This is a genomic window from Serratia sp. NGAS9, assembly GCF_009905295.1.
Classification (GTDB): Bacteria; Pseudomonadota; Gammaproteobacteria; order Enterobacterales; family Enterobacteriaceae; genus Serratia; species Serratia bockelmannii.
Window position 1 is genome coordinate 1,189,820 of the sequence record NZ_CP047605.1, and the last position, 14,119, is coordinate 1,203,938.

The window sequence follows — 14,119 nt, forward strand, 5'->3', positions numbered from 1 at the left end:
GCCGCGTCACGCATAACTGGTGTGTTTTTCATCGCGATAATAATAAGGAGAATAAGGGTGCAACAAGCACGTTATTACCTGTTGGGTGAAAGAGCGGTAGTGCTTGAACTGTCGCCGCCGGTGACGTTACCGAGCCAGCAGCGCATCTGGGCGCTGGCGGAAAAGCTGAATCACCACCCCGACGTGCGGGAAGTGGTGCCGGGGATGAACAACCTGACGCTGTTGCTGCATACGCCGCAGGCCGACGCCGAAGCGATGCTTGCGTTGCTGCAGCAGGGTTGGGAAAGCAAAGAGCGCCTGACGCCGGAGTCGCGCCAGGTGGATATTCCGGTGGTCTACGGCGGGGAGCAAGGCCCCGATCTGGATGACGTGGCGCGCCATACCGGCATGACCCCGCGGCAGGTGGTGGAATGCCACGCGGCGGCGGCCTATGTGGTCTATTTCCTCGGCTTTCAGCCGGGCTTCTCCTATTTGGGCGGCATGCCGGAAAAATTGGCGACGCCGCGCCGCGCCGAACCGCGTCTGGCGGTGGCGGCCGGCTCCGTCGGCATCGGCGGCGGCCAGACCGGCATCTATCCGCTGGTGACACCCGGCGGCTGGCAACTGATTGGCCGCACGCCGCTGGCGTTGTTCAATCCGCATGAAATGCCGCCGACGCTGCTGCGCCCGGGCGATAGCGTGCGCTTCGTGCCGCAGAAGGAGGGCGTATGCTGATTATTCTGCGTGCCGGCATCTATACCACGGTGCAGGATTTGGGCCGCGAGGGATTCCGCCGCCTGGGCATCAGCACCGGCGGGGCCTTGGATCAACCGGCGCTGAAGATCGCCAACCTGCTGGTGGGCAACGCGCCGGAGGCCGCCGGGCTGGAGATCACGCTCGGCCAGTTCAGCGCCGAGTTTACCCGCTCTGGCTGGATTGCCCTGACCGGCGCCGGCTGCGACGCGCAGCTGGACGGCAAGCCGCTGTGGACCGGCTGGCGCTACCCGGTGAAAAAGGGGCAGCGGCTGGCGCTAGGCACGTCGAAACGCGGCATGCGCAGCTACCTGGCGATCTCGGGCGGTATCGCCGTGCCGGAAATGCTGGGCTCGTGCAGCACCGACATGAAAGCCGCCTTTGGCGGCCACGAAGGCCGTAATCTGAAAGACGGCGATCGGCTGCCGCTGGGCAAATCAGCCGCTCAACCGCAACATCGCTGCGGCGTGAAACAGCTGCTGTTCACCAACCGCATCCGCGCGCTGCCGGGGCCGGAGTACGCCGAATTCAGCGAAGAGGCGCAGGATACGTTTTGGCGCACCGCCTGGCAGCTTAGCCCGCAGAGCAACCGCATGGGCTACCGCCTGCACGGCGGTACGCCGCTGGAGCGCACCACCGACCGCGAGATGCTGTCGCATGGCCTGATGCCCGGCGTGGTGCAGGTGCCGCATAACGGCCAGCCGATCGTGCTGATGGCCGATGCGCAAACCACCGGCGGTTACCCGCGTATCGCCTGCGTGATCGAAGCCGATCTCTACCACTTGGCGCAGATCCGTCTCGGCGAACCGATCCACTTCGTTCTCTGCTCACTGACGGAGGCGCAGCGCGCCAAAGCCGAGCAGGATCTCTTCCTTCGACAGATTGCCTGGGGGTTACATGATCGTTGATTTGAACGCCGATCTCGGCGAAGGCTGCGCCAACGATCAGGCGCTGTTGCAATTGGTGAGCTCGGCCAACATCGCCTGCGGCTTCCACGCCGGCGATGCGCAGACCATGCGTCAATCGGTGCGCTGGGCATTGCAGTACGGCGTGGCGATCGGCGCCCACCCGAGTTTTCCCGATCGGGAGAACTTCGGCCGCACCCGCATGCAGCTGCCGCCGGAAACGGTGTACGCGCAGGTGGTGTATCAGCTCGGGGCGCTGGCGGCGATCGCACGCGCCGAGGGTGGGGTGATGGTACATGTTAAGCCGCACGGCATGCTGTATAACCAGGCGGCGGTTGAACCGGCGCTGGCGGAAGCGATCGCCCGGGCGGTGCAGGCGGTCGATCCGGCGTTGCGGCTGGTGGGGCTGGCCGGCAGCGAGCTGATCCGCGCCGGGGAAAAACTCGGTCTGACCACCCGGCAGGAGGTGTTCGCCGATCGCGGTTATCAGGCCGACGGCACGCTGGTGCCGCGCGGTTTGCCGGGGGCATTGATCGAGGATGACGAACAGGCGCTGGCGCAAACGCTGGAGATGGTGCGCCATCACCGGGTGCGCAGCGTGGATGGCGTCTGGGCCGCCGTTCAGGCGGAAACTGTCTGCCTGCACGGGGACGGCGAGCATGCGCTGGCGTATGCGCGCAAGCTGCGGGACAGTTTTGTTCAACAGGGTATTCGCGTCAGCGCGGAGCAATAAAGCCGTAAAGCAAGACACAACATCACAAGCAAAAAACTATTAGAAAATATCGAGGGAAGACTATGGAACAGGCTGTGAATCTCTGGCCACTGATCGGCATCGCCGCTATCGTGGTCGGGTTTGTATTGCGTTTCAACCCGGTGCTGGTGGTGATCGCCGCCGGTATCATCACCGGTTTGGCGGCGCTGATGCCGCTGGACGTCATTCTGGAAAAGCTCGGCGAGGGCTTTCTCAACACCCGCAACCTGCCGCTGATCCTGCTGCTGCCGCTGGCGGTGATCGGCCTGCTGGAGCGCCACGGGCTGAAGGAGCGGGCGCAGGCATGGATCGCCAAGATCAAAAGCGCCACCGCCGGCCGTTTGCTGATCGTGTACCTGTTCGTGCGCGAGATCACCGCGGCGATGGGGTTGACCAGCCTGGGCGGGCATCCGCAGATGGTGCGGCCGCTGCTGGCACCGATGGCGGAAGGGGCAACGGAAAACCGCTATGGCGAACTGCCGGAGCGTACGCGCCACCGCCTGCGCGCCATGTCGGCCGCGACCGACAACGTCGGGCTGTTCTTCGGCGAAGATATCTTCGTGGCCTTCGGCGCGATCATCTTCATGCACAACTTTATGCTGGAGTCCGGCGGCATCCAGACCGAGCCGCTGCATATCGCGCTGTGGGGCATTCCGACCGCGATTTTCGCTTTCCTGATCCACGCGTGCCGGCTGTATCGGATGGATAAACAGCTGAGCGCCGAGCTGGCGCAGCTGAATCAGGCGGCGCTGCAGGCGAAGGGGGAGGCGCGATGAACTTCCAGCAACAATATCTCTACTGGCTGGCCGGCGCGGTGCTGCTGATTGTGGCGGTGATGTCCTTCCGCGATCGCGCCAACCCGCGCCGCATCACCACCGGGCTGTTTTGGGGGTTGTACGGCCTGGTATTCCTGGTCGGCGACTGGACTTACCGCCTGCTGGGCGACGTACTGGGCGAGGGCAGTAACGAGAAACGCATGCTGCACATCATCGTTGGCGGGGTGGTGGTGGTGATGGCCCTGATCGCCGGCTTCGGCGGTGTGCGCCTCGGCAGCTATCATCAGCGAACGCCGCAGGAGCGCGAGACCAGCGCCAAGCGTTTGGGCAACAAGCTGTTTATCCCCGCGTTGGCGATCCCGGTGGTGACGGTGATCGGCGTGCTGCTGTTCAACAACATTCCGGCGTTGCAAAGCGCGGTGTTCGGCAGCGGTAACCACGCGACGCTGATCACGCTGTTCTCGATGACCGTCGGCTGCCTGATTGGCCTGGCGATCGCGGTGAAAATGACCCATGAGAAGGCGTTGCAGCCGGTGCAGGAAGCGCGGCGCCTGCTGGATTCGATCGGCTGGGCGTTCATTCTGCCGCAGATCCTCGCCACGCTGGGGCTGCTGTTTACCGTCGCTGGCGTTGGTACTGCGATCTCGCATTTGACCCAGGAGTATCTGGCGGTCGATAACCGCTTTATCGCCGTGGCGGTCTACGCTATCGGTATGGCGGTGCTGACCATGGTGATGGGCAACGCCTTCGCCGCTTTCCCGATCGTTACCGCCGGCATCGGCATTCCGATCCTGGTATTGCAGCATGGCGGCAACCCGGCGGTGATGGCGGCGATCGGTATGTTCTCCGGCTATTGCGGCACCCTGATGACGCCGATGGCGGCGAACTTCAACATCGTGCCGGCGGCGCTGCTGGAGTTGCCGGACAAGAATGCGGTGATCAAGGCGCAGGTGCCGACCGGCGTGCTGTTGCTGTTGGTTAACGTGTTCCTGCTGTATTTCCTGATGTTCCTGTAGGAGTAAGGATGCAAAAAGTATTGATTACCGGCTTTGAGCCGTTTGGCGGAGAACGCCTTAACCCCTCCTGGGAAGTGGTGAAGCAGCTCAATGATATGGAGCTGGTCGGCACACGCATCGTGGCGCGCCAGCTGCCGTGCGTGTTCGGCGCGGCGCTGGAGGCGCTCAATGCGGCGATCGATGAGGTGCAGCCGGTGATGGTGCTGGCTATCGGCCAGGCCGGCGGCCGCACCGATATCACGATTGAACGGGTGGCGATCAACGTCGACGATGCGCGCATTCCCGACAATCAGGGGCAGCAGCCGGTGGACGAGCCGATCGTCGCCGGCGGTCCGGCGGCCTATTTCAGCACCTTGCCGATCAAAGCGATGGTCAGTTCGATGCGCGAAGCTGGCATTCCGGCCGCCGTTTCGCAGACTGCCGGCACCTACGTGTGCAACCATGTGATGTATGGGCTGCTGCACCGTTTGAGCGGCCAGCGTGAGGTGAAGGGCGGCTTTATCCATATTCCGTACCTGCCGGAACAGGCGGCGGCCCACCCCGGTGCGCCGAGCATGGCGGCTTCGACGGTGCTGTTTGCGCTGGAGCTGGCCGTTTCCATTGCTTTGCAGGTGGAACACGATCTGAAAGTGGTGGGCGGCGCGACGCATTAATCAAGAACACTCCCGGCGCACCGGGCTGCGCCGGGCCTACGCAAGGAGTGGTCTATGCCGGAAGGACCGGAGATTCGCCGGGCGGCGGACAAACTGGCGGCGGCGGTGATCGATCAGCCGTTGACCGCCGTCGATTTCGCTTTTCCTCAGTTGAAACACTATCGCCAGCGTCTGATCGGCGAGCGTATCGTCGCCATCGAGCCGCGCGGCAAGGCGCTGCTGACCCATTTCTCCAATGGGCTGACGATGTACAGCCATAACCAGCTGTATGGCGTGTGGAAAGTGGCGGCGGCAGGAGAGACGCCGGAGACCAAACGCGATCTGCGGGTGCGACTGGAAACCGCCCGCAGCGCGATATTGCTCTACAGCGCTTCCGACATTACCGTCGGGCCGCGCGAGGAAATAGAACAACACCCGTTTTTGCAACGCATCGGCCCTGACGTGTTGGACATGTCGCTGACGGTAGACGAGGTGGCGGAGCGGTTGCTGACGCCGCGTTTCCGTCGCAGGCAGCTGGGCGGCATGCTGCTCGACCAGGCGTTTCTTGCCGGATTGGGCAATTATCTGCGTGCCGAAATCCTGTGGCAGGCCGAACTGGCGCCGCAGCATAAACCGCAGGATCTGACGCCAGAGGCGCTGCGCCGTCTGGCGGAGGCGTTGCTGGCAGTGCCGCGCCTTTCCTACCAGACGCGCGGGCAGGCGGATGACAACCGGCATCACGGCGCGCTGTTTCGCTTCAAGGTATTTCATCGCAGCGGTGAGCCTTGCGAACGCTGCGGCGCGATGATTGTGCGCACCGAGCTGTCATCGCGGCCGTTTTATTGGTGCCCGGGCTGCCAGAAATAACCAAAAAAAACGCCGCCCGAAGGGGCGGCGCTGTGCGGTTTCAGCCAGGAAAGCGGCTTACTTGTTTTTCAGCTGGGATTTGAAATCACGCTCGGCATAGCCGGTGTACAGCTGACGCGGACGGGCAATTTTGATGCCTTCGTCGTGCATTTCGTTCCAGTGGGCGATCCAGCCGATGGTGCGTGCGATGGCGAAGATCACGGTGAACATGGAAGAAGGAATGCCCATCGCCTTCAGGATGATGCCTGAGTAGAAGTCGACGTTCGGGTACAGTTTCTTCTCGATGAAGTACGGGTCGTTCAGCGCGATGTGTTCCAGCTCCATCGCGACCTGCAGCAGGTTGTCGTCCTTCTTGTTCAGCTCTTTCAGCACTTCGTGACAGGTTTCGCGCATCACGGTGGCACGCGGATCGTAGTTCTTGTACACGCGGTGGCCGAAGCCCATCAGGCGGAAAGAGTCGTTCTTGTCCTTGGCGCGCTTGATGAACTCTGGAATGTGCTCGACGGTCTTGATCTCTTCCAGCATTTTCAGCGCCGCTTCGTTGGCGCCGCCGTGTGCCGGCCCCCACAGGGAGGCGATACCGGCCGCGATGCAGGCGAACGGGTTGGCGCCGGAAGAGCCGGCGGTGCGCACGGTCGAGGTAGAGGCGTTCTGCTCATGGTCGGCGTGTAGGATCAGGATGCGGTCCATGGCGCGTTCCAGCACCGGGTTCACCACGTACTCTTCGCACGGGGTGGCGAACATCATGTGCAGGAAGTTGCCGGCATAGGACAGATCGTTGCGCGGGTAAACGAACGGCTGGCCCAGGGAGTATTTGTAGCACATCGCGGCCACGGTCGGCATTTTGGACAGCAGGCGGAACGCGGTGATTTCGCGGTGACGTTCGTTGTTGACGTCCAGCGCATCGTGGTAGAACGCCGCCAGCGCACCGGTCACGCCGCACAGCACCGCCATCGGGTGCGAGTCGCGACGGAAGCCACGGAACAGATGGGTGATCTGGTCGTGGATCATGGTGTGACGGGTTACGGTCGTCTTGAAGGTTTCGAACTCTTCCGGCGTTGGGGTCTCGCCGTACAGCAGGATGTAGCACACTTCCAGGTAGGAAGATTCTTTCGCCAGCTGCTCGATAGGGAAGCCGCGGTGCAGCAGCACGCCTTTGTCGCCGTCGATGAAGGTAATCTTGGATTCGCAAGAAGCGGTGGAGGTAAAGCCGGGATCAAATGTGAAATAACCTTTGGAACCCAGAGCGCGGACATCGAGGACATCAGGGCCCAGTGTCGGTGTCAATACGCCCAGTTCGATCGGAGCTTCGCTGTCGTTAATGGTTAGCGTCGCTTTCTTATCAGTCATTTACTGTCTCCTTAGCGCCTTATTTTAAAAAACCACTAACAACTGAAATACCTTAAATCTCTGCAGGTTGCCCGCAAAAAATGGTGCGGACGCTAACTCTGTGAGCGACTGCGCAACTGTGCGCGGGTAGGGTACAGAGTGCTGACCAGGCGAACGAGACGGGTGACCAGTTGTTAACGATTCAGAGTAATTCGTTATAGTCTGTTAATCTTACCTATGAGCTGTTCGAAGAGATGTGAACCTATCCCAATAATCTGTTTTTATGTGCTTTATTTGCTTTTGACGCCGGCAAACTCGAGCGGGAAACAACGTCTATTGGGATAGGTTCGCCAAATACACTGTTGCATAACTCGAACCCGGGAGGAAGTGTATCTGCTGACCCATAGCGCATCATAGGACCGTTTGTGCCCCTATATGTAATGGAAATGTTGATCTCTTGTCAAATCAGATAATTAATTTTGCACTAATTGTGAAATCCGTGATCTGAATCACTGTTCGGGGGAAATGTTATCAAAGCGGTTGTATGAGAATTGTAATCAGAATGTGATCCTCCTATACTGCCGCCAGGTCTCCGGATTACCCTGAAGTAGGAGCACCCAGCGTTATAAATGCGCGCCGTTTGAGCACAGAGGATGTTGATGTTTGAGCGCGTGACGTGTAAGGGTTTTAGGCTCTTAACGCTGTCTGATCCCCGCCCAGGCCCGGAGGAAGGAAAATAATAAGAGCTGTGTGGGCAAATACGTGAAAAAACAACGACCTGTCAACTTGGATCTGCAAACGATCCGGTTCCCCGTAACTGCGATAGCGTCTATCTTACACCGAGTCTCTGGCGTAATTACCTTCGTTGCCGTGGGTATCCTCCTCTGGCTGCTGGGCCTGTCACTCTCTTCCCAAGAGGGGTTCCTGCAGGCGGCCGCCATCATGAATAGCTTCATCGTCAAATTCATATTCTGGGGCATCCTCACGGCGCTGGCCTATCACATTTGCGGTGGCATCCGTCACTTGTTAATGGATTTTGGCTACATCGAAGAGAGTTTGGCCGCCGGTACCCGTTCCGCCCAGGTGGCGATCGGTCTGACCGTCGTGCTGTCAGTTCTGGCTGGAGTCCTCGTATGGTAAACAACGTTTCTGCATTAGGGCGCAACGGCGTGCACGATTGGCTGCTGCTGCGTGCTTCCGCGATCATCATCACCCTGTACGTCCTGTATATCCTGGGCTTTTTCGTCACGGCTCCGGAACTCACTTATGACATTTGGCGCGGTTTCTTCGCCACTTCCATTACGAAAGTGTTCACTCTGCTGACCTTGCTGTCGATTCTGGTGCACGCCTGGATCGGGCTGTGGCAGGTGCTGACGGACTACGTCAAGCCGCTGGCGGTTCGCCTGGTGTTGCAGCTGGCTGTCGTGGTCGCGTTGCTGGTCTATTTACTGTACGGAACAATCGTAGTGTGGGGTGCTTAAATGAAACTGCCAGTCAGAGAGTTTGATGCCGTCGTAATCGGCGCCGGCGGTGCGGGCATGCGTGCCGCGCTGCAAATTTCCCAAGCGGGCTCGACCTGTGCCCTGCTGTCCAAAGTTTTCCCGACCCGTTCCCATACCGTGTCTGCACAGGGCGGCATTACCGTCGCGCTGGGCAACAGCCACGAGGACAACTGGGAATGGCATATGTACGACACGGTGAAAGGGTCCGACTATATCGGTGACCAGGACGCCATCGAATATATGTGTAAAACCGGCCCGGAAGCAATTTTGGAACTGGAACACATGGGCCTGCCGTTCTCTCGTCTGGACGACGGCCGCATTTATCAGCGCCCGTTCGGCGGTCAGTCGCTGAACTTCGGCGGCGAGCAGGCGGCGCGTACCGCAGCCGCAGCCGACCGTACCGGTCACGCGCTGTTGCACACCCTGTACCAACAGAACCTGAAAAACCACACCACCATCTTCTCCGAGTGGTATGCGCTCGATCTGGTGAAAAACCAGGATGGCGCGGTGGTCGGCACCACGGCTATCTGCATCGAAACCGGTGAAGTGGTTTACTTCAAAGCCAAGGCCACCGTGCTGGCGACCGGCGGCGCAGGCCGTATTTATCAGTCCACCACCAACGCCCACATCAACACCGGCGACGGTGTCGGCATGGCGCTGCGCGCTGGCGTGCCGGTGCAGGACATGGAAATGTGGCAGTTCCACCCGACCGGCATCGCTGGCGCGGGCGTACTGGTGACTGAAGGCTGCCGCGGCGAAGGCGGTTACCTGCTGAACAAACACGGCGAGCGCTTCATGGAGCGTTATGCGCCGAATGCCAAAGATCTGGCGGGCCGCGACGTGGTTGCCCGTTCGATCATGATCGAAATCCGCGAAGGCCGCGGTTGCGACGGTCCTTGGGGCCCGCACGCCAAGCTGAAGCTGGATCACCTGGGCAAAGAGGTACTGGAATCCCGTCTGCCGGGCATTCTGGAGCTGTCCCGCACCTTCGCGCACGTCGATCCGGTGAAAGAGCCGATCCCGGTTATCCCAACCTGTCACTATATGATGGGCGGGATTCCGACCAAGGTGACCGGCCAGGCGCTGACCGTGAACGAGAAGGGCGAAGACGTGGTGATCCCGGGGCTGTTCGCCGTGGGCGAAATCGCCTGCGTATCGGTGCACGGCGCCAACCGCCTGGGCGGCAACTCGCTGCTCGACCTGGTGGTGTTCGGCCGTTCCGCCGGCATGCACCTGCAGGAATCGCTGGAAGAGCAGGGCGTGAGCCGTGACGCCAGCGACTCCGACGTGGAAGCCTCGTTGGACCGTCTGAACCGTTGGAACAACACCCGTTCCGGTGAAGACCCGGTCGAAATTCGCAAAGCGCTGCAGTCTTGCATGCAGCACAACTTCTCGGTATTCCGTGAAGGCGATGCGATGGCCAAGGGCCTGGAAGAACTGAAAGTGATCCGTGAACGTCTGAAGAACGCACGCCTGGACGATACCTCCAGCGAGTTCAACACCCAGCGCATCGAGTGCCTGGAGTTGGATAACCTGATGGAGACCGCGTATTCCACCGCTGTGTCGGCCAACTTCCGTACCGAGAGCCGTGGCGCACACAGCCGCTTCGACTACCCGGAACGCGATGACGCCAACTGGCTGTGCCATTCGCTGTATCTGCCGCAATCGGAAAGCATGACGCGTCGTGAAGTGAACATGCAACCGAAGCTGCGCCCGGCATTCCCGCCGAAAGTGCGTTCTTACTAATTGCGGAGATCGACAGATGAAACTCGAATTTTCCATTTATCGCTACAACCCGGATGTCGATGACGCGCCGCACATGCAGGATTACACCCTGGAAGCGGAAGAAGGTCGCGACATGATGCTGCTGGATGCGTTGATCCAGTTGAAAGAAAAAGACCCGACCCTGTCGTTCCGTCGCTCATGCCGTGAAGGCGTATGCGGTTCCGATGGCCTGAACATGAACGGTAAAAACGGCCTGGCGTGCATCACCCCGATTTCGTCGCTGCGCAAAGGCAACGGCAAGATCGTGATCCGTCCGCTGCCGGGCCTGCCGGTGGTGCGCGATCTGGTGGTGGATATGGGCCAGTTCTATACCCAGTATGAAAAGATCAAGCCATACCTGCTGAACGACGGCAAGAACCCGCCGGCGCGCGAGCACCTGCAGTCGCCGGACCAACGCGCCAAGCTGGACGGTCTGTACGAGTGCATCCTGTGCGCCTGTTGCTCGACCTCTTGCCCATCGTTCTGGTGGAACCCGGACAAGTTCATTGGCCCAGCCGGTCTGTTGGCGGCGTATCGCTTCCTGATCGACAGCCGTGACACGGAAACGCAAGAACGTTTAGATGATCTGGACGACGCTTTTAGTGTTTTCCGCTGCCATAGCATTATGAATTGTGTCAGTGTATGTCCTAAAGGCTTGAACCCGACGCGTGCGATCGGGCATATCAAGTCCATGCTGCTGCAACGCGGCGCATAAACGGAATGAGATGCTGCGCCGGGCTCTTTTCCGGCGCACATCCCATAGGGGAGGGAACCTCTAAAAACTGACCCGCGGCTGCGGCGCTATGCAGCCTGGTTCTTCCGCCGGTTTTTAGAGGTTCCTTGTAAGGGACCGCAAGGTCCATAACAGAACGTATCGGGCCGTCATGGCCGCAAGTACGTCGAGTGAACCGTTTTACGGCAAACCGTATTCATCACGGTAATTATGTTAACCACGGCGAAAACTAAAGCTTCAAAGCTTAAGGGATCATGATGCAGAACGGCGCAATGAAGGCCTGGCTGGATTCCTCCTATCTGGCGGGCGCGAACCAGTCTTACATAGAGCAGCTCTATGAAGACTTCTTAACCGATCCGGGTTCCGTTGAAGATAGCTGGCGTTCCATTTTTCAACAGCTACCAACCGCGGGTGTCAAACCCGATCAGCTTCACTCTCAAACGCGCGATTACTTCCGCCGCCTGGCGAAAGACTCCGCGCGCTACAATACCACCATCACCGATCCGGAAACCGACGCCAAACAGGTCAAGGTACTGCAGCTGATCAACGCCTTCCGCTTCCGCGGGCATCAGCATGCCAACCTCGATCCGCTCGGCCTGTGGCAGCGCGAGCAAGTTCCTGACCTTGATCCCGCTTACCACAACCTGACCGAAGCCGATTTCCAGGAAACCTTCAACGTGGGCTCTTTCGCCATCGGCAAAGAAACCATGAAGCTGGGCGATCTGTACGCCGCGCTGAAGCAGACCTATTGCGGGTCGATCGGTGCTGAGTACATGCATATCACCAACACCGAAGAGAAACGCTGGATCCAGCAGCGTATCGAATCGGTGGTGGGGCGCGCCAGCTTTACCGCCGACGAAAAACGCCGTTTCCTGAACGAGCTGACTGCGGCGGAAGGCCTGGAACGCTACCTGGGCGCCAAATTCCCGGGCGCCAAACGCTTCTCGCTGGAAGGCGGCGACGCGTTGGTGCCGATGCTGAAAGAGATGGTGCGCCACGCCGGTAAGAACGGCACGCGCGAAGTGGTGTTGGGCATGGCCCACCGCGGCCGTCTGAACGTGCTGATCAACGTGCTGGGCAAAAAGCCGGCCGATCTGTTCGACGAATTCGCCGGTAAGCATAAAGAACACCTCGGCACCGGTGACGTGAAATATCACCAGGGCTTCTCTTCCGACGTGGAAACCGAAGGCGGCATGGTTCACCTGGCGCTGGCGTTCAACCCGTCGCACCTGGAGATCGTCAGCCCGGTGGTCATGGGCTCGGTACGTGCCCGTCGCGATCGTCTGGACGAAGCGCGCAGCAACATGGTGCTGCCGATCACCATCCACGGCGACGCCGCCATCACCGGCCAGGGCGTGGTTCAGGAAACCCTGAACATGTCTCAGGCTCGCGGTTACGAAGTGGGCGGCACCGTGCGTATCGTCATCAACAACCAGGTTGGCTTCACCACCTCCAACCCGCTGGATGCGCGCTCTACCGAATACTGCACCGACATCGCCAAAATGGTTCAGTCGCCGATCTTCCACGTTAACGCGGACGATCCGGAGGCCGTGGCCTTCGTCACCCGCCTGGCGTTGGATTTCCGTAACACCTTTAAGCGTGACGTGATGATCGATCTGGTCTGCTACCGTCGCCATGGGCACAACGAGGCCGACGAGCCGAGCGCTACCCAGCCGGTGATGTATCAGAAGATCAAGAAACACCCTACGCCGCGCAAAATCTACGCTGACGTGCTGACCGAGCAGAAAGTGGCCAGTCTGGAAGATGCCACGGAAATGGTCAACCTGTACCGCGACGCGCTCGACCGCGGCGATTGCGTGGTTGAAGAGTGGCGTCCGATGAACCTGCACTCCTTCACCTGGTCACCGTATCTGAACCATGAGTGGGACGAGGAGTACCCGAGCAAGGTTGAGATGAAGCGCCTGCAAGAGCTGGCACGTCGCATCAGCACCGTGCCGGAAGCGATTGAAATGCAGTCGCGCGTGGCGAAAATCTACGCTGACCGCGCCGAGATGGCGGCGGGCAACAAGCCGTTCGACTGGGGCGCTGCCGAAACGCTGGCTTACGCGACCATGGCGGATGAAGGCATCCCGATCCGCATCTCCGGTGAAGACGCCGGCCGCGGCACCTTCTTCCACCGTCACGCGGTGGTGCACAACCAGAAAAACGGTTCCGTCTATGTTCCGCTGGCGAATATTCACAGCGGCCAGGGCGAATTCAAGGTCTGGGACTCCGTGCTGTCTGAAGAGGCGGTGCTGGCGTTCGAATACGGCTACGCCACGGCGGAACCGCGCACGCTGACCATCTGGGAAGCGCAGTTCGGTGACTTCGCCAACGGCGCACAGGTCGTTATCGACCAGTTCATCAGCTCCGGCGAGCAAAAATGGGGCCGTATGTGCGGCCTGGTGATGCTGCTGCCGCACGGCTATGAAGGCCAGGGCCCTGAGCACTCTTCCGCGCGTCTGGAACGCTATCTGCAGCTGTGCGCAGAGCAGAACATGCAGGTGTGCGTCCCGTCTACGCCGGCGCAGGTTTACCATATGCTGCGTCGTCAGGCGCTGCGCGGTATGCGCCGTCCGCTGGTGGTGATGTCGCCGAAGTCGCTGCTGCGTCACCCGCTGGCGATTTCTTCGCTGGACGAGCTGGCCAACGGCACCTTCCTGCCGGCGATCGGCGAGATCGACGACTTGGATCCGAAAGCGGTCAAGCGCGTCGTGCTGTGCTCCGGCAAGGTCTACTACGACCTGCTGGAACAGCGTCGCAAGAACGAGCAGAAAGACGTGGCCATCGTGCGTATCGAGCAGCTGTATCCGTTCCCGCATCAGGCCGTGCAGGCCGTGCTGGAACAATACTCGCACGTGCATGATTTCGTCTGGTGTCAGGAAGAGCCGCTGAACCAGGGCGCCTGGTACTGCAGCCAACACAACTTCCGTGAAGTGGTGCCGTTCGGGGCTTCTTTACGTTACGCAGGACGTCCGGCCTCCGCCTCTCCGGCGGTGGGCTATATGTCCGTACACCAGAAGCAGCAGCAGGCTCTGGTGAACGACGCGCTGAATATTGACTAATGTTCGCTCGCTTGCTGGCCGAGGGCCGGCAAGCAGATGATAAAAAA

At 60.3% G+C, this 14,119-nt stretch carries 13 protein-coding genes; 12 read left to right on the forward strand and 1 reads right to left on the reverse strand.

The genetic code is table 11. The features are described from left to right. Positions 1-57: 57 nt before the first annotated feature. The 7 genes from pxpB to nei all read left to right on the forward strand — a co-directional run bounded on the left by pxpB (position 58) and on the right by nei (position 5,679). A complete protein-coding gene (gene pxpB / locus GUC32_RS05630; protein WP_025301874.1) occupies positions 58-714 on the forward strand; it encodes a 5-oxoprolinase subunit PxpB in 657 nt (218 codons plus the stop codon). Further along, complete coding sequence (gene pxpC / locus GUC32_RS05635; RefSeq protein WP_369435602.1) at positions 708-1,640, forward strand: 5-oxoprolinase subunit PxpC; 933 nt, start codon at positions 708-710, stop codon at positions 1,638-1,640. The genes pxpB and pxpC overlap by 7 nt, the downstream gene beginning before the upstream one ends. Then, positions 1,630-2,370 (forward strand): 5-oxoprolinase subunit PxpA, encoded by a 741-nt coding sequence (pxpA, locus tag GUC32_RS05640; protein ID WP_025301876.1) that lies wholly within the window; start codon positions 1,630-1,632, stop codon positions 2,368-2,370. Before pxpC ends, pxpA begins: the two co-directional genes overlap by 11 nt. A gap of 62 nt (positions 2,371-2,432) precedes the next feature. Beyond that, a complete protein-coding gene (locus GUC32_RS05645; protein ID WP_049205779.1) occupies positions 2,433-3,164 on the forward strand; it encodes a DUF969 domain-containing protein in 732 nt (243 codons plus the stop codon). Continuing rightward, positions 3,161-4,180: a DUF979 domain-containing protein gene (locus tag GUC32_RS05650; RefSeq protein ID WP_033641071.1), complete on the forward strand. Its 1,020-nt coding sequence runs from the start codon at positions 3,161-3,163 to the stop codon at positions 4,178-4,180. Before GUC32_RS05645 ends, GUC32_RS05650 begins: the two co-directional genes overlap by 4 nt. 8 nt (positions 4,181-4,188) lie before the next feature. Next, complete coding sequence (pcp, locus tag GUC32_RS05655) at positions 4,189-4,833, forward strand: pyroglutamyl-peptidase I (protein WP_016928732.1); 645 nt, start codon at positions 4,189-4,191, stop codon at positions 4,831-4,833. A 54-nt stretch (positions 4,834-4,887) separates the two neighbouring features. After that, positions 4,888-5,679 carry an endonuclease VIII gene (gene nei, locus GUC32_RS05660; protein ID WP_089180628.1) on the forward strand — a complete coding sequence of 264 codons (792 nt, stop codon included), beginning with the start codon at positions 4,888-4,890 and terminating at the stop codon, positions 5,677-5,679. A 57-nt stretch (positions 5,680-5,736) separates the two neighbouring features. Here nei and GUC32_RS05665 read toward each other — a convergent pair whose 3' ends face one another. Continuing rightward, on the reverse strand, positions 5,737-7,029 hold the full coding sequence (locus tag GUC32_RS05665; RefSeq protein WP_016928730.1) for a citrate synthase: 1,293 nt from the start codon (positions 7,027-7,029) through the stop codon (positions 5,737-5,739). Between the two features lie 729 nt (positions 7,030-7,758). On the opposite strand from GUC32_RS05665, the gene sdhC reads away from it, so the two are divergent. The 5 genes from sdhC to sucA all read left to right on the forward strand — a co-directional run bounded on the left by sdhC (position 7,759) and on the right by sucA (position 14,072). After that, positions 7,759-8,148 carry a succinate dehydrogenase cytochrome b556 subunit gene (gene sdhC, locus GUC32_RS05670; protein WP_004939893.1) on the forward strand — a complete coding sequence of 130 codons (390 nt, stop codon included), beginning with the start codon at positions 7,759-7,761 and terminating at the stop codon, positions 8,146-8,148. Then, positions 8,142-8,489, forward strand: coding sequence for a succinate dehydrogenase membrane anchor subunit (sdhD, locus tag GUC32_RS05675; protein ID WP_004939891.1), 348 nt, complete (start codon positions 8,142-8,144; stop codon positions 8,487-8,489). Before sdhC ends, sdhD begins: the two co-directional genes overlap by 7 nt. Then, positions 8,490-10,256, forward strand: coding sequence for a succinate dehydrogenase flavoprotein subunit (gene sdhA / locus GUC32_RS05680; protein ID WP_015376974.1), 1,767 nt, complete (start codon positions 8,490-8,492; stop codon positions 10,254-10,256). It begins immediately after the preceding gene. A gap of 16 nt (positions 10,257-10,272) precedes the next feature. Continuing rightward, positions 10,273-10,989, forward strand: coding sequence for a succinate dehydrogenase iron-sulfur subunit (locus GUC32_RS05685; RefSeq protein ID WP_025301880.1), 717 nt, complete (start codon positions 10,273-10,275; stop codon positions 10,987-10,989). A gap of 275 nt (positions 10,990-11,264) precedes the next feature. Beyond that, positions 11,265-14,072, forward strand: coding sequence for a 2-oxoglutarate dehydrogenase E1 component (sucA, locus tag GUC32_RS05690; protein WP_025301881.1), 2,808 nt, complete (start codon positions 11,265-11,267; stop codon positions 14,070-14,072). Positions 14,073-14,119: the final 47 nt, after the last annotated feature.

Bases quoted from the DNA above. Each gene is read 5' to 3' on its own strand.
- pxpA (WP_025301876.1), top strand. From the start codon at position 1,630: ATGATCGTTGATTTGAACGCCGATCTCGGCGAAGGCTGCGCCAACGAT.
- pxpC (WP_369435602.1), top strand. From the start codon at position 708: ATGCTGATTATTCTGCGTGCCGGCATCTATACCACGGTGCAGGATTTG.
- sucA (WP_025301881.1), top strand. From the start codon at position 11,265: ATGCAGAACGGCGCAATGAAGGCCTGGCTGGATTCCTCCTATCTGGCG.
- GUC32_RS05665 (WP_016928730.1), bottom strand. From the start codon at position 7,029: ATGACTGATAAGAAAGCGACGCTAACCATTAACGACAGCGAAGCTCCG.
- GUC32_RS05650 (WP_033641071.1), top strand. From the start codon at position 3,161: ATGAACTTCCAGCAACAATATCTCTACTGGCTGGCCGGCGCGGTGCTG.
- pcp (WP_016928732.1), top strand. From the start codon at position 4,189: ATGCAAAAAGTATTGATTACCGGCTTTGAGCCGTTTGGCGGAGAACGC.
- sdhD (WP_004939891.1), top strand. From the start codon at position 8,142: ATGGTAAACAACGTTTCTGCATTAGGGCGCAACGGCGTGCACGATTGG.
- GUC32_RS05685 (WP_025301880.1), top strand. From the start codon at position 10,273: ATGAAACTCGAATTTTCCATTTATCGCTACAACCCGGATGTCGATGAC.
- GUC32_RS05645 (WP_049205779.1), top strand. From the start codon at position 2,433: ATGGAACAGGCTGTGAATCTCTGGCCACTGATCGGCATCGCCGCTATC.
- nei (WP_089180628.1), top strand. From the start codon at position 4,888: ATGCCGGAAGGACCGGAGATTCGCCGGGCGGCGGACAAACTGGCGGCG.
- sdhA (WP_015376974.1), top strand. From the start codon at position 8,490: ATGAAACTGCCAGTCAGAGAGTTTGATGCCGTCGTAATCGGCGCCGGC.